The sequence below is a fragment of the Bradyrhizobium sp. CCBAU 53351 genome, assembly GCF_015291745.1.
GTDB lineage: Bacteria > Pseudomonadota > Alphaproteobacteria > Rhizobiales > Xanthobacteraceae > Bradyrhizobium.
This window is the reverse complement of record NZ_CP030059.1, coordinates 937,558-955,000: the sequence shown is the minus strand read 5'-3', so window position 1 is coordinate 955,000 and position 17,443 is coordinate 937,558. Positions and strand designations below refer to the sequence as shown.

At 62.9% G+C, this 17,443-nt stretch carries 9 protein-coding genes, 2 tRNA genes, 2 rRNA genes and 1 riboswitch (1 of these 14 cut by a window edge); of the genes, 5 read left to right on the top strand and 8 right to left on the bottom strand.

Annotation, left to right across the window (positions count from 1 at the left end; all coding sequences use genetic code 11):
• The 4 genes from XH83_RS04540 to XH83_RS04525 all read right to left on the bottom strand — a co-directional run.
• Positions 1 to 1,096, bottom strand: a 23S ribosomal RNA gene (locus XH83_RS04540) (it extends 1,750 nt beyond the left edge of the window).
• Positions 1,097 to 1,482: 386 nt separating this feature from the next.
• A tRNA-Ala gene (locus XH83_RS04535) sits at positions 1,483 to 1,558 on the bottom strand.
• Positions 1,559 to 1,591: 33 nt separating this feature from the next.
• Positions 1,592 to 1,668, bottom strand: a tRNA-Ile gene (locus XH83_RS04530).
• Between the two features lie 188 nt (positions 1,669 to 1,856).
• Positions 1,857 to 3,345: ribosomal RNA gene (locus XH83_RS04525) — 16S ribosomal RNA — on the bottom strand.
• The 16S and 23S rRNA genes sit together here with 2 tRNA genes alongside, the layout of an rRNA operon.
• 1,115 nt (positions 3,346 to 4,460) lie before the next feature.
• Here XH83_RS04525 and XH83_RS04520 point away from each other — a divergent pair.
• Both XH83_RS04520 and XH83_RS04515 read left to right on the top strand, forming a co-directional pair.
• Positions 4,461 to 6,524 (top strand): M23 family metallopeptidase, encoded by a 2,064-nt coding sequence (locus XH83_RS04520; RefSeq protein ID WP_194405871.1) that lies wholly within the window; start codon positions 4,461 to 4,463, stop codon positions 6,522 to 6,524.
• Positions 6,525 to 6,692: 168 nt separating this feature from the next.
• Positions 6,693 to 8,312 (top strand): hypothetical protein, encoded by a 1,620-nt coding sequence (locus XH83_RS04515; RefSeq protein WP_194405870.1) that lies wholly within the window; start codon positions 6,693 to 6,695, stop codon positions 8,310 to 8,312.
• A gap of 292 nt (positions 8,313 to 8,604) precedes the next feature.
• On the opposite strand, the gene clpB is transcribed toward XH83_RS04515, so the two are convergent.
• Positions 8,605 to 11,244 (bottom strand): ATP-dependent chaperone ClpB, encoded by a 2,640-nt coding sequence (gene clpB / locus XH83_RS04510; protein ID WP_194405869.1) that lies wholly within the window; start codon positions 11,242 to 11,244, stop codon positions 8,605 to 8,607.
• Positions 11,245 to 11,483: 239 nt separating this feature from the next.
• Here clpB and XH83_RS04505 point away from each other — a divergent pair, with 239 nt between their 5' ends.
• Positions 11,484 to 12,287 (top strand): MOSC domain-containing protein, encoded by an 804-nt coding sequence (locus XH83_RS04505; RefSeq protein ID WP_194405868.1) that lies wholly within the window; start codon positions 11,484 to 11,486, stop codon positions 12,285 to 12,287.
• 137 nt (positions 12,288 to 12,424) lie between these two features.
• On the opposite strand, the gene XH83_RS04500 is transcribed toward XH83_RS04505, so the two are convergent.
• Entirely contained in the window at positions 12,425 to 13,177 is a 753-nt protein-coding gene (locus tag XH83_RS04500; protein WP_194405867.1) for a TIGR02594 family protein, read from the bottom strand.
• A 216-nt stretch (positions 13,178 to 13,393) separates the two neighbouring features.
• On the opposite strand from XH83_RS04500, the gene XH83_RS04495 reads away from it, so the two are divergent.
• A complete protein-coding gene (locus tag XH83_RS04495; protein ID WP_194405866.1) occupies positions 13,394 to 14,257 on the top strand; it encodes an alpha/beta fold hydrolase in 864 nt (287 codons plus the stop codon).
• 135 nt (positions 14,258 to 14,392) lie between these two features.
• Here the strand turns inward: XH83_RS04495 and metW are convergent, their stop codons facing one another.
• Positions 14,393 to 15,055 carry a methionine biosynthesis protein MetW gene (gene metW / locus XH83_RS04490; RefSeq protein ID WP_194405865.1) on the bottom strand — a complete coding sequence of 221 codons (663 nt, stop codon included), beginning with the start codon at positions 15,053 to 15,055 and terminating at the stop codon, positions 14,393 to 14,395.
• Between the two features lies 1 nt (position 15,056).
• Positions 15,057 to 16,253, bottom strand: a complete 1,197-nt coding sequence (locus XH83_RS04485; RefSeq protein WP_194405864.1) for a homoserine O-acetyltransferase — start codon at positions 16,251 to 16,253, stop codon at positions 15,057 to 15,059.
• A gap of 90 nt (positions 16,254 to 16,343) precedes the next feature.
• Positions 16,344 to 16,423, bottom strand: a riboswitch (SAM riboswitch).
• 156 nt (positions 16,424 to 16,579) lie between these two features.
• On the opposite strand from XH83_RS04485, the gene XH83_RS04480 reads away from it, so the two are divergent.
• Positions 16,580 to 17,428, top strand: coding sequence for a chorismate mutase (locus XH83_RS04480; protein WP_194405863.1), 849 nt, complete (start codon positions 16,580 to 16,582; stop codon positions 17,426 to 17,428).
• The last annotated feature ends 15 nt before the right edge of the window (positions 17,429 to 17,443 follow it).

Below are 17,443 nucleotides of genomic sequence, written 5' to 3'. Positions count from 1 at the left end.
ACGAATTAGGGGCCTTAGCTGTAGGTCCGGGTTGTTTCCCTCTCCACGACGGACGTTAGCACCCGCCGTGTGACTCCCGGATAGTACTCTCAGGTATTCGGAGTTTGGTTGGGTTTGGTAAGACGGTAAGTCCCCCTAGCCCATCCAGTGCTCTACCCCCTGAGGTATTCATCCGAGGCGATACCTAAATATCTTTCGCGGAGAACCAGCTATTTCCCAGTTTGATTGGCCTTTCACCCCTAACCACAAGTCATCGGAGCCTTTTTCAACAGGCACCCGTTCGGTCCTCCAGTGAGTGTTACCTCACCTTCAACCTGCTCATGGCTAGATCACTAGGTTTCGGGTCTAATACAACGAACTTGACGCCCTATTCAGACTCGCTTTCGCTACGCCTTCGCCTATCGGCTTAAGCTTGCTCGTTAAATTAAGTCGCTGGCCCATAATACAAAAGGTACGATGTCACCCAGAACGTATCTTGGGCTCCATCTGTTTGTAGGTGTCCGGTTTCAGGTCTATTTCACTCCCCTCGTCGGGGTGCTTTTCACCTTTCCCTCACGGTACTGGTTCACTATCGGTCGCTGAGGAGTACTTAGGCTTGGAGGGTGGTCCCCCCGCGTTCAGACAGGATTTCACGTGTCCCGCCTTACTCGTGGATACATCATCGCATTACTCGTACGGGGCTATCACCCTCTGAGGCCCAGCTTTCCTGACTGGTTCCGATTGTCTTTGATGTATCACTGGCCTGGTCCGCGTTCGCTCGCCACTACTAACGGAGTCTCTGTTGATGTCCTTTCCTCCAGGTACTTAGATGTTTCAGTTCCCTGGGTTTGCTTGAAACCTCCTATGTATTCAGAAGTCTCATACCTTCTCTTGATAACCGGAAATCCAAAACCTCGCGGTTATGGTCCCGATCATTTCTGGTCGAACACCAAGACACAAGGTCTTGGAGTTCCGGCTATCGAAGGTGGGTTTCCCCATTCGGAAATCCGCGGATCAAAGCTTCTTCGCAGCTCCCCACGGCTTATCGCAGCGTAGCACGTCCTTCATCGCCTCTCAGCGCCAAGGCATCCACCGAACACCCTTAAGGCACTTGATTGCTCTCATTATCAATGTCCACACACTCGGCAGAATGTTGTCTGTACGATTGCCTTGCGGCGCGCACCCTCGATGAATGCTACGTACAGCCGGACATTGACTAGAAAGACCAGCTTGCTTCGTAAGATCGTTCCGATAGCGAGGCGGTCAAGCTTCGCTAAAAGGATCATTTTACAACTCGCAGCCAACCTTGCGGTCAGCGTCGAGCGCCGAAAATGATCCGGAGATAATGAAGTCTCGCGTGGCAATTGCTTGCCGCACGATCCAACTCGGATCGATCTCCTCTTTACGATGTCAGAAATCACGCAGCTTACTGTCTATCCAGACTAGTAAGTGCGAAGTGATGTTTCGCGGACGACGGTACAAGATCTCGGTGATCAAACCATCTGGTGGAGCCAGACGGGATCGAACCGACGACCTCATGCTTGCAAAGCACGCGCTCTCCCAGCTGAGCTATGGCCCCGTAACCAGAAGACGAATGCTCACTCGATGAAAGTGGTGGGCCTGGGAAGACTTGAACTTCCGACCTCACGCTTATCAAGCGCGCGCTCTAACCAACTGAGCTACAAGCCCCTAACGCATATCCTGTTAAGGACCAGGGATTCTGCAAGCCTGCAGCCCCAGCGCGTGTTCGTCCGCGAAGAAAGAGAAACGAAGACGGCGAAATCCCGCCAATGCAGCTCAACGATCTGGCGATCTGTTGGCCACTGATGTTTCTAAAACGGTTCGATAGAAGCAAGCTTCTGAAGAACCATCCTTAGAAAGGAGGTGATCCAGCCGCAGGTTCCCCTACGGCTACCTTGTTACGACTTCACCCCAGTCGCTGACCCTACCGTGGCCGGCTGCCTCCCTTGCGGGTTAGCGCACCGTCTTCAGGTAAAACCAACTCCCATGGTGTGACGGGCGGTGTGTACAAGGCCCGGGAACGTATTCACCGTGGCGTGCTGATCCACGATTACTAGCGATTCCAACTTCATGGGCTCGAGTTGCAGAGCCCAATCCGAACTGAGACGGCTTTTTGAGATTTGCGAAGGGTCGCCCCTTAGCATCCCATTGTCACCGCCATTGTAGCACGTGTGTAGCCCAGCCCGTAAGGGCCATGAGGACTTGACGTCATCCCCACCTTCCTCGCGGCTTATCACCGGCAGTCTCCTTAGAGTGCTCAACTAAATGGTAGCAACTAAGGACGGGGGTTGCGCTCGTTGCGGGACTTAACCCAACATCTCACGACACGAGCTGACGACAGCCATGCAGCACCTGTGCTCCAGGCTCCGAAGAGAAGGTCACATCTCTGCGACCGGTCCTGGACATGTCAAGGGCTGGTAAGGTTCTGCGCGTTGCGTCGAATTAAACCACATGCTCCACCGCTTGTGCGGGCCCCCGTCAATTCCTTTGAGTTTTAATCTTGCGACCGTACTCCCCAGGCGGAATGCTTAAAGCGTTAGCTGCGCCACTAGTGAGTAAACCCACTAACGGCTGGCATTCATCGTTTACGGCGTGGACTACCAGGGTATCTAATCCTGTTTGCTCCCCACGCTTTCGTGCCTCAGCGTCAGTATCGGGCCAGTGAGCCGCCTTCGCCACTGGTGTTCTTGCGAATATCTACGAATTTCACCTCTACACTCGCAGTTCCACTCACCTCTCCCGAACTCAAGATCTTCAGTATCAAAGGCAGTTCTGGAGTTGAGCTCCAGGATTTCACCCCTGACTTAAAGACCCGCCTACGCACCCTTTACGCCCAGTGATTCCGAGCAACGCTAGCCCCCTTCGTATTACCGCGGCTGCTGGCACGAAGTTAGCCGGGGCTTATTCTTGCGGTACCGTCATTATCTTCCCGCACAAAAGAGCTTTACAACCCTAGGGCCTTCATCACTCACGCGGCATGGCTGGATCAGGGTTGCCCCCATTGTCCAATATTCCCCACTGCTGCCTCCCGTAGGAGTTTGGGCCGTGTCTCAGTCCCAATGTGGCTGATCATCCTCTCAGACCAGCTACTGATCGTCGCCTTGGTAGGCCATTACCCTACCAACTAGCTAATCAGACGCGGGCCGATCTTTCGGCGATAAATCTTTCCCCGTAAGGGCTTATCCGGTATTAGCACAAGTTTCCCTGTGTTGTTCCGAACCAAAAGGTACGTTCCCACGCGTTACTCACCCGTCTGCCGCTGACGTATTGCTACGCCCGCTCGACTTGCATGTGTTAAGCCTGCCGCCAGCGTTCGCTCTGAGCCAGGATCAAACTCTCAAGTTGGACTTGAACTTTGAACCGGCTGATCACAACGTTTGACGAGGTCCCACCATTTTTCCGACGACCGAAGCCGCCGAGCTGCCCGCGATTCACATCGCTGGCAACGATGGTGTTTCCTTTAAAACGTGTACCGCCGAAGTCTTTCGTCCGGTCCCGATCCAAAAAGCCGAAGCTTTCTAGATGCGAGACCCGCAAGGACTCCGCCGTCCACGTTTCTCTTTCTTCATCTTCACTTGTCAAACAGCCCGAGACCGTGGAGGCCTCAACCTTCCCTCAGGAAGGGTACCGACACCCTTACCGACGATGAATGAACTCCAACCGACTTGTGTCGGCTGTTGTGTCACTCAACAAAGTGAGGAGCATCAGTGGCGCGTTCGCTCGCCTTGGTCAGTGACCCGGCGGCGCCGCGCTCAGTGGTTGGGGTTATAGGCCCCACCTTCCGGGCTGTCAACGCCAATCGTCAACAAAACGTCGCACAGTGGATCGTCGCGAAAATTCCTGCAATTCCAGCCTATTAGCGAGGCGCGGGACGCGACGTCGGCGCCCGCGCCGGAAAAAATCTGAAAAAAAGTTTGCGCGCCGGCGGGCTCCGGAGGGCGCTCCAGGGCCCCCTTCCCGGGCCCTTCGCCTCCCCCTCCCCCGGCGCCCCGCTTACCTTGGCGGGGCGGGTCCAGAAGCGGCCCGGCAATCCACGGCCAGAGACCTGGCCGGATCAGCCGCTCGGCCCGGGCCTAGCTTTGCTCCCCCCTCAGACCGGGCTTTTACGGCCTGTCATTCAGGAAACTTTTTCCATGATAGACGCCGTACTTGAGCCACAATCCCGCGGCGTTCTGATAAGAGACAAGCTTGAATCGCGGGGGTGCCAGTGGGGGCTGCCGGCGGTTTTCATGGGGTCAGAGGAAGGCGATCTTGCAGATGACGCGGCCTTCCCCGGACATTCGAGAGACATCGAGAGCGCTTTTTCCGTTCAGCTGTTCGTAATTTCGGCCGGGCCCCTCGCGGGGTCTTCTGAGCGCGAACGACTGTGCGGCTTGCCTTTTTCCGGCGATGCCCCTTCAAGAGGGCGACACGGACAAGGTTCGAACCGGGCTTCTTGGGTCGTTGATTGGGGGACTTGAGTGAACCACAGGACGTCACGCGGCGCTTACGGGCGTGAGACCGGGATCATCGATCTCGGCCACGAGCCGCCGCTGTCCGTCGACGGTTCTGAAGCCGCCGTGATCGACCGCCGCCGCGTCTCGGTGCAATGGTTCAGCGGCACGATTCTGACCGGACTCTGCGGCGCAGCCCTGATCGGCGGCGCCGTTTTCGCATCGCTCGACGGCGAGATGACCTTCGCCAAGGTGCCGGAGCGGGTCGAGGGCGCGCTGCGCGGGGCCTTCGGCGCAGCCGATCGCGCTGCCACGCTGCACAAGAGCGACCGCCTGCCGCCGCCGAGCGAATCCACGGCGTCGCGCAACATCGTCCGCGTCTCCACGGTCGCCCGCGTCGGCAACCGCGACGTGATGCGGGTGCGGCCCTTCGTCCGGATCGCCGGCAATCTGTCGATGACGACGAGCGATCTGTCGGCGAAAATTCCGCCGTTCAACGCCCAGCGCCTGCTCACCGATGTCGGCTCCGATCCGAAGACGGCCGCGGAAGACCCCAACAATCCGGAAGCCGTCGAGCCCGACGCGGAGGTCTCCTTCGTCACCAAGGACTTGTCGCCGGTGCTGCCGAAGGCGAAGATTTCCGCCGTGGTGGCGCTCGACGACATCCTGATGCGGGTGCGCGACGCCGCTAATTGGCGCGGCAATGGCGGGGTGCGCTACGCCTCGCTCGCCAACGCCGCCGCCGACATCTCCGGCGCGACCGGCCCCTCCGACATCAGGACTGCCTACGCCGCCGAGGCCTCGCCGTCCGATCCCTATGCCGGCTTCGAGACGCGCGTGGTGCCGGAAAACGTCACGCTGCTGCCCAAGACCAAGGAGCAGATCACCGGCGGCAATCCCAACGGCGAACGCGTCCATCTGGTCAAGAAGGGCGACAGCGTCGCTGGCGTGCTGCGCGATCTCGGCGCGACCGCCGACGAGATCAAGGCGATCACCGCGACGCTCGGGCCCCGCGGCCGCGACGGCGGCCTCAAGGAAGGCGAGAAGCTCCGCATTTTGATGGCGCCCGCAAGCCCCGGCGCCCGCCTGCAGCCCTATCGCGTCGTGGTTGCAAACGAAACCATGGTCGAGGCGATCGCGGCGCTGTCCGATCTCGGCAAATACGTCGCGGTCGACGTCTCCAGCATGAACACCGTCGCGGACGCTGCGGCCAGCGCCAACAGCGACGACGATGACGACGATGACGGCTCCGGCGTGCGGCTGTACCAGAGCATCTACGAGACCGCGATGCGCAACAAGGTCCCGATGCCTGTCATCGAGGACATGATCAAGATCTACTCCTACGACGTCGATTTCCAGCGCAAGGTGCAGCCGGGCGATTCCTTCGACGTGTTCTATGCCGGCGAAGACGAGGGCGTGGCGTCGAGCGAAAAGAACGACGTGCTGTTCGCCTCCCTCACCGTCGGCGGCGAGACCAAGAAATACTACCGCTACCAGAGCCCCGACGACGGCGTCGTCGACTACTATGACGAGACCGGCAAGAGCGCGAAGAAGTTCCTGGTCAGAAAGCCGGTCAACAACGCCATCATGCGCTCCGGCTTCGGCGGCCGCCGCCACCCGATCCTCGGCTATGTGAAGATGCACACTGGCGTCGACTGGGCCACCGCCTACGGCACGCCGATCTTCGCCTCCGGCAACGGCGTGATCGAGAAGGCCGGCCCCGAGGGCGGCTACGGCAAGTACATCCGCATCAAGCATTCCAACGGCTACGAGACCGCCTACGGCCACATGTCGGCCTTCGCCAAGGGCATGGAAGCCGGCAAGAAGGTGCGTCAGGGCCAGGTGATCGGTTTCGTCGGCTCGACCGGCCAGTCGACCGGCCCGCACGTCCACTACGAGATCCTGGTCAACAACCGCTTCGTCGACCCGATGCGCGTGAAGCTGCCGCGCGGCCGGTCGCTCGAAGGCCCGATGCTCGCAAGCTTCGAGAAGGAGCGCGACCGGCTCGAGGGCATGATGAGCGGCCGCGGCGGCGCTATCGCCCGCATGTCGGACGCCACCGGCGGCCCGCTGCAAGTCACTAACCGGTAAGCCGCCAACCGGTAAGCTGGCAGCCCGCCGACATCGGCTGGACATCTCCAAACACGACACGACTCTGCGTTGATCGCGCAAGGCTACTTCGCCACGTCACAACGTCAAGTTTCGTTTGCCAAAGCGCCGTGAGGAGCGAATACTTTCCAAAAAACGGGAGGTCTCGCCATGAAGAACAGGCTCGCCTGCGCAGCCTTCGTCGCTGCGTTTTTCACCGCGTCGAGCGCGTCAGCCGACGGTTGGGAAGTGACAAAACTCGTTCCCGGCTCGGCATTCCATGGCGTGCACGGGCTCGGTGTCGACAAGGCCGGCCATCTGTTTGCCGGCAGCGTCGCCGGCGCGGCGCTCTACGAGGTCGACATCTCCGCCGGTACCGCCAAGGTTGCAATCCCTTCCCCGGTGGGCATGGCCGACGACATCGCGTTCGCCCCTGACGGCACCATGGCCTGGACCGGATTTTTGACCGGCGATCTCTATTCGCGCAAGGGCGATGGCCCGATCAAGAAGCTCGCGAGCGGCCTTCCCGGCATCAACTCGCTCGCTTTCCGCAAGGACGGCAGGCTCTATGCCACCACCGTCTTCCTCGGCGACACGCTCTACGAGATCGACATCGAGGGCACCAAGCCGCCGCGCCAGATCATGGAGAAGATGGGCGGCCTCAACGGCTTCGAGTTCGGTCCCGACGACAAGCTCTACGGTCCGCTCTGGTTCAAGGGCCAGGTCGCCAAGGTCGACGTCGACAAGGCCGAGCTGACCGTCGTTGCCGACGGCTTCAAGGTCCCGGCCGCAGTGAATTTCGATTCCAAGGGCAATCTCTGGGTCGTCGACACCGCGCTCGGCCAGCTCGTCCGGGTCGATCCCAAATCGGGCGCCAAGACCATGGTCGCGCAGCTCAAGCCGTCGCTGGACAATCTCGCGATCGACGACAAGGACCGCATCTACGTCTCCAACATGGCCGACAACGGCATTCAGGAGGTCGATCCCGCGACCGGCCAGTCCAAGCAGATCATCATCGGCAAGCTCGCGCTGCCCGGCGGCATCGGCGTCACTAGCGAGAACGGCAAGGATACGATCCACGTCGCCGACGTGTTCGCATACCGCACGGTGGACGGCGCGACCGGCGAGGTCACCGAGAAAGCGCGCATGCACGCCGCCGGCACCACGCTCGAATATCCGATGAGCGCGACGGCGCAGGGCAACGACGTGGTGCTGTCGAGCTGGTTCACCGGCACCGTGCAGGTGATCGACGCCAAGACCGGCGCGACGCGCGACATGCTGCACGGCTTCAAGGCGCCGCACGACGCGGTCGTGCTCGCTGACGGCAGCATCCTGGTCGCCGAGCTCGGCACCAAATCGCTGGTCAAGGTGAGCGGCGAGCACGGCAAGGACCGCACCACGCTGATTGGCGACCTCGAAGGCCCGGTCGGGCTCGTCCGTGGCAAGACCGACGAGGTCTATGTCACCGAGGCCTTTGCAGGCACCGTGTCCCGGATCGACGGCAACGGCGAAAAGACAGTGGTCGCCAAGGAGCTGAAGATGCCCGAAGGAATCGCGCGCGGCAGCGACGGCACGCTGATCGTCGCGGAAGCCGGCGCCAAGCGACTGATCGCGATCGCGCCGGAGAGCGGCAAGGTGACGGAGATCGCGGCCAATCTGCCGATCGGGCTGCCGGGCGCGCCGGGCGGATTGCCGACGAACATTCCGACGGGCGTGGCCGTCGGGGCGACGGGGGTGGTCTACTTCTCGTCGGACGTCGAGAACGCGATCTACAAGGTGGCCAAGAAATAGCCTCGGCGCGTTCCCGCCTGCCGGCGGGGCCGCGCGTCGTGGCGCGATACAAGGCCCAGCAACCGCAGGTCCGCGAAGGTGCCTCGGGCCAGCGGAGGCGTATCGTGTCCACGGGTAAACCAGCTACCGACGTGTGGCGCGAGGTCAACGTCAACACCCCATGCGGGCGACAGCACGCGCTGTGCGGGCTCCGGCGCGTGCAGTGAGCCTGCGAACGGCCCTGCAAAAAACCGCCCCCGAGAGGCTGACCTCTCCGGGGCGGTTTGTCGTTTCAGGCTTCGAACACCCGCATTCAGTTCAACTTGCGTTTCGCCACTGGCGCCTCGAACTGCGCAATCTCGGCTGTCTGCGGTGCCTTGCCGTTGAAGGTCAGCACGTTGCCTTCGGAGGAGATCGCAACGGCATCGCCGTCCCTGACGTCGCCGGCCAGGATCATCTCGGCGAGCGGGTCCTGGAGGTGACGCTGGATCACGCGCTTCAGCGGCCTTGCGCCGTAGGCGGGATCCCAGCCCTTGGCGGCGAGCCAGTCGCGGCCGGCAGCGTCGAGGGTCAGCACGATCTTGCGATCGGTCAGGAGCTTCTGCAGCCGCGCGAACTGGATCTCGACGATCCGGCCCATCTCGCTGCGCTGCAGGCGATGGAACAGGATGATCTCGTCGACGCGGTTGAGGAATTCGGGGCGGAAATGCCCGCGCACCATTCCCATCACCTGCTCGCGCACGGCCGAGGTGTCCTCACCCTCCGGCTGGTTCACCAGGAATTCCGAACCGAGGTTCGAGGTCATGATGATCAGCGTGTTGCGGAAGTCGACGGTGCGGCCCTGGCCGTCGGTCAGGCGGCCGTCGTCGAGCACCTGCAACAGGACGTTGAAGACGTCAGGATGCGCCTTCTCGATCTCGTCGAACAGCACGACCTGGTAAGGCCGGCGCCGCACCGCCTCGGTGAGCGCGCCGCCCTCGTCATAGCCGACATAGCCCGGAGGTGCGCCGATCAGCCGCGAGACCGAGTGCTTCTCCATGTATTCGGACATGTCGAGGCGAACCATCGCGGTCTCGTCGTTGAACAGGTACTCCGCCAAAGCTTTGGTCAGCTCGGTCTTGCCGACGCCGGTGGGGCCTAAGAACATGAACGAGCCGGTGGGACGATTCGGGTCCTGCAGGCCGGCGCGCGAACGGCGCACGGCGGTTGCGACCGCACGCACGGCCTCGGCCTGGCCGACGACGCGTTGTCCCAGTTGCTCCTCCATCTTCAGGAGCTTCTCCTTCTCGCCTTCCAGCATCTTGTCGACGGGCACGCCGGTCCAGCGCGAGACCACCTGCGCGATGTGGTTGGCGGTGACCGCCTCCTCCATCATCTCGCCTGAGTTCTCTTTCGCCTCGATATCGGCCAGCTGCTTCTCGAGCTGCGGGATCCGGCCATAGGCGAGCTCGCCGGCCTTCTGAAATTCGCCGCGCCGCTGCGCATTGGCGAGCTCCACCCGCAAACCGTCGAGCTCCGCCTTCAGCTTCTGGGCATCGGAGAGCTTGTTCTTCTCCGCGCTCCAGCGCGCCGTCAGCGCCGCCGACTTCTCCTCGAGCTCGGCAAGGTCCTTCTCCAACGTCTGGAGCCGTGACTTGGAGCCGAGATCGCTCTCCTTCTTCAACGCCTCCTGCTCGATCTTGAGCCGGATGATCTCGCGGTCGAGCGAATCCAGCTCTTCCGGCTTGGAATCGACCTGCATCTTCAGCCGGGCCGCAGCCTCGTCCATCAGGTCGATCGCCTTGTCGGGCAGGAAGCGGTCGGTGATGTAGCGGTTAGACAGCGTCGTCGCCGCCACGAGCGCGGAATCGGTGATCCGCACGCCGTGGTGCTGCTCGTACTTGTCCTTGAGGCCACGCAGGATCGAGATGGTGTCCTCGACCGACGGCTCGCTGACGAAAATCGGCTGGAAGCGCCGCGCCAGCGCGGCGTCCTTCTCGACGTGCTTCTGGTATTCGTCGAGCGTGGTCGCGCCGATGCAGTGCAGCTCGCCGCGGGCGAGCGCCGGCTTGAGCAGGTTGGAGGCGTCCATCGCGCCGTCGCCCTTGCCCGCGCCGATCAGCGTGTGCATCTCGTCGATGAACAGGATGAAGTTGCCCTCGCTGCCGGTGACCTCCTGGAGCACGGCCTTCAGCCGTTCCTCGAACTCGCCGCGATACTTCGCGCCGGCGATCAGCGAGCCGAGATCGAGCGACAGCAGCTTCTTGTCCTTCAGGCTCTCCGGCACGTCGCCATTGACGATGCGCAGCGCAAGGCCTTCCGCGATGGCCGTCTTGCCGACGCCGGGCTCGCCGATCAGGACGGGATTGTTCTTGGTCCGGCGCGAGAGCACTTGAATCGTGCGACGGATCTCCTCGTCACGGCCGATGACCGGATCGAGCTTGCCGTCGCGCGCCGCCTGGGTCAGGTCGCGGGCATATTTCTTCAGGGCATCATAGGCGTTCTCGGCAGTCGCCGAGTCCGCGGTGCGGCCCTTGCGCAGCGCCTCGATCGCGGCGTTGAGGTTTTGCGGGGTGACGCCGCCCTTGTTCAGGATCGTGCCGGCCTCGCTGGTCTTCTCCAGCGTGAGCCCGAGCAGCAGCCGCTCGACGGTGACGAAGCTGTCGCCGGCCTTCTCGCCGGCCTTCTCAGCCGCGTCGAAGGTGCGAGCGAGCTCGGGCGCCAGATAGATCTGGCCGGCGCCGCCGCCGGAGACCTTCGGCACCTTGCCGAGGGCCTCCTCGGTCGCCTTGAGAATTGCACGGGAATTGCCGCCGGCGCGGTCGATCAGGCCGGAAGCCAGCCCTTCATTGTCGTCCAAGAGGACCTTCAGCACATGCAGGGTGGAGAACTGCTGGTGCCCCTCGCGCATCGCGAGCGACTGCGCGGACTGGATGAAGCCCCTGGAGCGTTCGGTATATTTCTCAATATTCATCTTTTCTGTCCCTCGGCCTGCCCTCGGGGCCCTCTAAGGCACCCCAAACGGCATCTTCATTGGGTTTCCGATTACCGCATTGACGTTTCTCAACCGGTAACGGTCGTCATTGACCGCCGTTGCCGCCGGCCTGAGGCAGATGTGGGAAGCAGGTTGCGGGTGCGAAAGAGGCGCCTTCACAATTTCGTGCGCTGGAGCGGCGGCTTGGCGGGGACAGGGCGAATCCCTTAAGTAACGGCATGACCCCTGTCGCAAAGTCAGCCAGCCAGACCGCCGAGATCACCGGCCTCTACCGCTACCCCATCAAGGGCCTTACGCCGGAGCCCCTGCGCCGCGCCCCCTTGCGGACAGGCCAGACCCTGCCCGCCGACCGGCGCTACGCCATCGAGAACGGCCCGAGCGGCTTTAATCCCGAGCAGCCCGAGTGGAAGCCGAAGATCCAGTTCCTGATGCTCGCGCGCAATGAGCGGCTGGCGCAGCTCGACAGCCGCTTCGACGACGCCACCAATGTGCTGACGATCCGCAAGGACGGCCAGATCGTCGCCAGCGGGGACCTCGAGACGGCCGCCGGGCGTGCCGCGATCGAGCGCTATTTCGCGGAGAATTTTCAGCCGGAGCTGAAGGGCCCGCCGAAGCTGCTGTCCGGCCGGGACCACAGCTTCTCCGACGTCGCCCGCAAGGTGGTCTCCATCATCAATCTCGGCAGCGTCCGCGCCATCGAGACCATGCTGGGCGGTACCGCCGTGCATCCCTTGCGCTTCCGCGCCAATCTCTACGTCAAGGGCTGGCCGGCTTGGTCGGAGCTCGACCTCGTCGGCCAGACGCTTGCGATCGGGCAGGCGCGGCTGAAGGTGGTCAAGCGCATCGTCCGCTGCCCCGCCACCAATGTGGATCCAGTGACGGCCAAGCGCGATCTCGAGATCCCGCCCACGCTCTCGCGCCATCTCGGCCACATGGACTGCGGCATCTACGCCGAGGTGGTCGAAGGCGGGGAGATCGGTATCGGCGACGCGGTCGCGGTGGAAGAGCCGAAGCTGCTGTGAGCTAACGCCGCGGCCGTAGGGTGGATTAGCTGAGCGGCTGCGCGAAGTGCAGTCGCTCAGCGTAATCCACCATGCTTCGTCGATCACCGAACGAAGTTGGTGGATTACGCTTCGCTAAGCCACCCTACGACACCTTCTCAATTCGGCATCACATACGCATAGATCTTGCCGCGCGAGACCGGTGCCTCGCGGACGCGGTTGCCGTTGTTGCCGGAGATCATGATCGGATTGCCCTGCGCGTCGACGCCGGTGATGATGCCGACATGGCCGCCACGGCCGCCGCGCGACATCACCGCGATGGCGCCGACCTGCGGACCGGAGACGCGCGTGCCATAGCGGGCGAACGAGCTCGCCATGTCGGAGCCTGAGCCCTTATGGCCGGTATGCTCCAGCACCATATTCATGAAGCGCGCGCACCACAGCCTGCCGCGCCCGGTCGGATTGCCGCCGATGTAGCGCCGCGCCTCGGAGACGAGGCCCGATCCGCCACCAAAGCCACCGCTGCTCGTGGCGTCATTCGCCATGCCGCCGTTCGCGCTCATCGCCGCGCGACGGCTTGCGCGCGTGATCATTCGACCGCCGCCGGTGATGATCGTTCCTCCATTGCCGCTCATGGCAACGCCGGGGCTGTTGGTGTTCGGATCATAGCTGGCAAAAGTGCCACCGAACCCGCTCGCCTGCAACTGCGCCGCGCTGCGCTCGAAGCGCGAGCTGCGGGCATGGTGGCGGTAATGATGATGTCTGGCGTGGTGCACGTAAGCGTGCCGCTCTGCGCTATGACGATGATGCGGCCGCGCTGAAGCCGGAGAAGCGAATGCGGCAAATGCCGCGGAGAAGATCGCCAGCGCGACAACACAACGCGACAGGCGAGACGCAAGCAACTCAAACATTCTTCATCCTTCGTTGACACCCCACTTCCCATCGGCCTGTGCAAGAGCCGACATCCGTCTGGCCGTTAAGCCGCCGGATGTGGCGAGAAAAAGACGCCAATAGCCTGCGAATAGCTGCGATGATTTTGCGCTGGCACTGGCCCAATGCTGCCGCATTGCGGACAACAGCATTAACTGCGATCCTGCAAAGGCGGCTTGAAGAGAGGGAAACGGTTAATGCCCCACGCCACGACCAGGGACGACGTCCGCATCTATTTCGAAGAGGCGGGTCTGGGAGCGCCGATCATTTTTCTGCACGAGTTCGCGGCCGACTACACCAATTGGGAGCCGCAGATGCGTTACTTCTCGCGCAGCCACCGCTGCATCACCTATTCGGCACGCGGCTACACGCCGTCGGACGTGCCCGAGGGCGAGGTCTACAGCTACACGCATTTTTACAGCGACGCGCTCGCCGTGCTCGATCATCTCAAGATCGATCGCGCGCATCTCGTCGGCCTGTCGATGGGCGCCTACTCGTCACTCCAGATCGGATTGAACGCGCCACAGCGCGCGCTCTCGATGACGCTGGCCGGCGTCGGCTCGGGTTCGGAGCTCGAGAATTTGGAGGTTTGGCGCAAGCAGTGCCGCGCCAATGCCGAGCAGTTCGAGACGCTGGGATCGGTGGAAGTGGCAAAAGTCACGCGCGAGGCGCCGAGCCGGATTCCCTTCCTGGTGAAGGATCCGCGCGGCCACGCCGATTTCTACGCCGCGCTGGCACGGCACGACGCCAAAGGCTCGGCGCGCACGATGCGCGGCTTCCAGGGCGGCCGCCCCTCGATCTTTACGATGACGGACGCGATCCGCGCCGCAGCGACGCCGGCACTGATCATCTGCGGTGATGAGGACGATCCCTGCGTCGGCGCGAGCCTGTTCCTGAAGAAGCACCTTCCCGCGGCGGGACTCGCGATGTTTCCGAAGTCCGGCCACGTGCTCAATCTCGAAGAGCCCGCGCTGTTCAACGAAACGGTGGCACGGTTCGTGACGCTGGTGGAAGCGGGACGCTGGCCAGTACGCGACCCGAGGTCGCTGGCCCCACACTAGCTGTCGTTCCGGGATGCGCCGGAGGCGCAGGCCCGGACTCCATCGGGCAGCGGGCAGTGTTGCACGATGGAATCTCGAATGCGCAATTGCGCATCCTGGCTCGCGCTTCGCGCGCCCCGGAATGACGGAGAGAGACTACTTCCCCCCGCCGCGGCTCAGCAGAAACACGCCCTGCTCGCCGAACATGTTCCACACCCACCAGGGCAGGTTCAAGGGCACCGGACGGCCGTAGAGATCGAGCGCCACCGAACGCTCCATCTTGACGTTGATCTCGTCGCAGAGCTCGACGAAATCCTTGATGGTGCAGAAATGGATGTTGGCGGTGTCGTACCAGGTCGCCGGCAAATTCTCGGTGCGCGGCATGTGGCCGCCGATCAGGAGCTGGAGCCGCATCTTCCAGAAGCCGAAATTCGGGAACGACACGATAGCGCGGCGGCCGATGCGCAGCAGATTCTCCAGCACCACCCGCGGCTGCCGCGTCGCCTGCAGCGTCTGCGACAGGATCACGTAGTCGAAGGCGTCATCGGGATAATTGACGAGATCGGTGTCGGCATCGCCCTGCACCACCGCAAGGCCCTTGGCGACGCAGCGGTTGACGCCCTCGCGCGACAGCTCGATGCCGCGGCCGTCGATGCCGCGGGTCTCCAGGAGCTGAAGCAGGTCGCCCTCGCCGCAACCGACGTCGAGCACCTTCGAGCCTGGCTTGACCATTTCGGCGACCAGCCGATGATCGGCGCGAAAATCACCGGACCGTCCGGTCGCAACGCCGCCCAGCGGCAATACGTCCTGCGCAGACATGCTAGCTATCCTTCAGCCCGCGGGCCTTGCCTGCCGATTGCAGGAAGGCGCGGGAGATGTCGAAGAATTCGGGAACGTCGAGCAAGAAGGCGTCATGGCCGCGATCGGTCTCGATCTCGGCGAACGACACCCGCGCGCTCGACGCGTTCAGCGCATGCACCAGCGCGCGCGATTCCGAGGTCGGAAACAGCCAGTCGCTGGTGAAGGAGACGACGCAGAAGCGGGTCTTGATATCCGCGAACGCCTTTGCGAGCACGCCGCCATGGTCGGCGGCGATGTCGAAATAGTCCATCGCGCGGGTCAGATAGAGATAGGCATTGGCATCGAAGCGTTCGACGAAAGAAGAGCCCTGGTAGCGCAGGTAGGACTCGACCTGGAAGTCGGCGTCGAACGAGAAGGTCGGCAGCTCGCGGTCCTGCATGCGCCGGCCGAACTTGCGATGCAGCGCCGCGTCCGAGAGATAGGTGATATGCGCCGCCATGCGCGCCACCGCGAGCCCGCGATGCGGATGGATGCCGTGATCGGCATAGCCGCCGCCGTGCCAATCGGGATCGGCCATCACGGCCTGGCGGCCGAGCTCGTGGAAGGCGATGTTCTGCGCCGAGTGCCGCGTCGCGCACGCGATCGCCAGCGCGGAGAACACGCGGGCGGGATAGGCCGCGGTCCATTGCAGCACCTGCATGCCGCCCATCGAGCCGCCGACCACCGCAAACAGCGTGTCGATGCCGAGCCGGTCGATCAGCATCGCCTGCGCGCGCACCATGTCCGGAATCGTGATGACGGGAAACTCGAGACCCCAGACCTTGCCGGTGGCGGGATTGATCGACGCCGGCCCGGTCGAGCCCATGCAGCCGCCGATCACGTTGGAGCAGATGATGAAGTAGTGCTTGGGATCGATCGGGCGGCCGGGGCCGACCAGCGTCTCCCACCAACCGGGCTTGCCGGTGACGGGATGCACATTGGCGACATGCTGATCGCCGGTCAGCGCATGGCAGATCAGAATTGCGTTGGAGCGATCGGCGTTGAGCTCGCCATAGGTCTGATAAGCGATCTGGAACGGGGAGAGATCGACGCCGCAATCGAGCCGCAGCGGCTGCTCGCTGCCGAAATGCGCGACCTGCGAGCTCGGATGATCCACCTCGTGCGATCGCTCGTCGGCGCTGATCGCAGGACTCGGTATCGACTTGACGCCACCCATCTGACCATCGACCTCGTTCGCGATCAAACCTTGATCGCCACTTGCATCAGGCCATGAAAAACCCGGCCTGAACGATAGGTTCGGCCGGGATCGGAAGCGTCCCCGGCCTGTTTAGCGAGTTTTTTAACGTGGCTGCAAGCCGGCCGGCTCAAATGACCACGGAACGGATGAAAACTACCGTCTTGGGCGGTTTTCGTCAAGTCGCGGCCCGGATCGGTTCAATTCGCCTCTGTCGCGCGGGACGAAAAGGACGTCATTTCTCTTTGCTTTCGCCGCTCCGACTGCCTAATCAGGGCATTCCCCATCGGAACGATCGACAGCCAGACATGTCCCAACGTCCGCCCGCGCCACCATCGCTGCAGGAACTGCGCAAGGAGATCGACGCGATCGACGAGGGCATGCACCGCCTGTTGATGCAGCGCGGCGACATCATCGACCGCCTGATCCAGGTCAAGCAGACCCAGGAGGTCGGCTCGGCGTTCCGCCCGGCGCGCGAGGCATCCATGATGCGCGAGCTCGTGCAGCGCCATCGCGGCATCCTGCCGCTCGACACGGTCGAGAGCATCTGGCGCGTCATCATCTCGACCTTCACCTATGTGCAGGCGCCGTTCTCCGTGCATGCCGACATCTCGGCCAGCGAGGCGGCGATGCGCGATTCCGTGCGCTTCAATTTCGGCTTCACGGTGCCTTACGTCGCCCATTTCAGCGCGCAGGCCGCGGTCGAGGCGGTGGCGAAATCCAAGGGCGATTTGGCAATGGTCTCGGCAACCTCGAGCCGCACGCCGTGGTGGCTGGAGCTGGAAGCGGACGGCGCGCCGAAGATCATCGCGCGGATGCCCTTCATCGAGCGTGCCGACCATCCGGCCGCCCTGCCGGTGTTCGCGATCTCGCGCGTCGCCGACAGCGCCCTGGTGACCGAGGTCGAGACCTTCAGTGTCCGCGTGTCCGGCTGGAACGCGGAGGTCGCGCGCGCGCTGTCGCCGCTCGCCGAGATCGTGGCGGTGCCCGACACCGCCTTCGACGGCGCAGCGCTCCTGGTCTCGGTCACGAGCGCGACCAGCATCGACAAAATCAGGGCTGCCCTGATCGAGGCGGGGGCCTCGGTGCGCTCTGTGGCCCTCGTCGGCAGCCACGCAACGCGCTATACGGTGCCCCCGACCGGGGCGAAATCGTAAACCGCGCGCCCGCCC

Excerpts from the sequence above, each read along its gene's own strand:
- XH83_RS04505 (WP_194405868.1), top strand. The coding sequence starts at position 11,484 with ATGACCCCTGTCGCAAAGTCAGCCAGCCAGACCGCCGAGATCACCGGC.
- XH83_RS04495 (WP_194405866.1), top strand. The coding sequence starts at position 13,394 with ATGCCCCACGCCACGACCAGGGACGACGTCCGCATCTATTTCGAAGAG.
- metW (WP_194405865.1), bottom strand. The coding sequence starts at position 15,055 with ATGTCTGCGCAGGACGTATTGCCGCTGGGCGGCGTTGCGACCGGACGG.
- XH83_RS04485 (WP_194405864.1), bottom strand. The coding sequence starts at position 16,253 with ATGGGTGGCGTCAAGTCGATACCGAGTCCTGCGATCAGCGCCGACGAG.
- XH83_RS04500 (WP_194405867.1), bottom strand. The coding sequence starts at position 13,177 with ATGTTTGAGTTGCTTGCGTCTCGCCTGTCGCGTTGTGTTGTCGCGCTG.
- XH83_RS04515 (WP_194405870.1), top strand. The coding sequence starts at position 6,693 with ATGAAGAACAGGCTCGCCTGCGCAGCCTTCGTCGCTGCGTTTTTCACC.
- clpB (WP_194405869.1), bottom strand. The coding sequence starts at position 11,244 with ATGAATATTGAGAAATATACCGAACGCTCCAGGGGCTTCATCCAGTCC.
- XH83_RS04480 (WP_194405863.1), top strand. The coding sequence starts at position 16,580 with ATGTCCCAACGTCCGCCCGCGCCACCATCGCTGCAGGAACTGCGCAAG.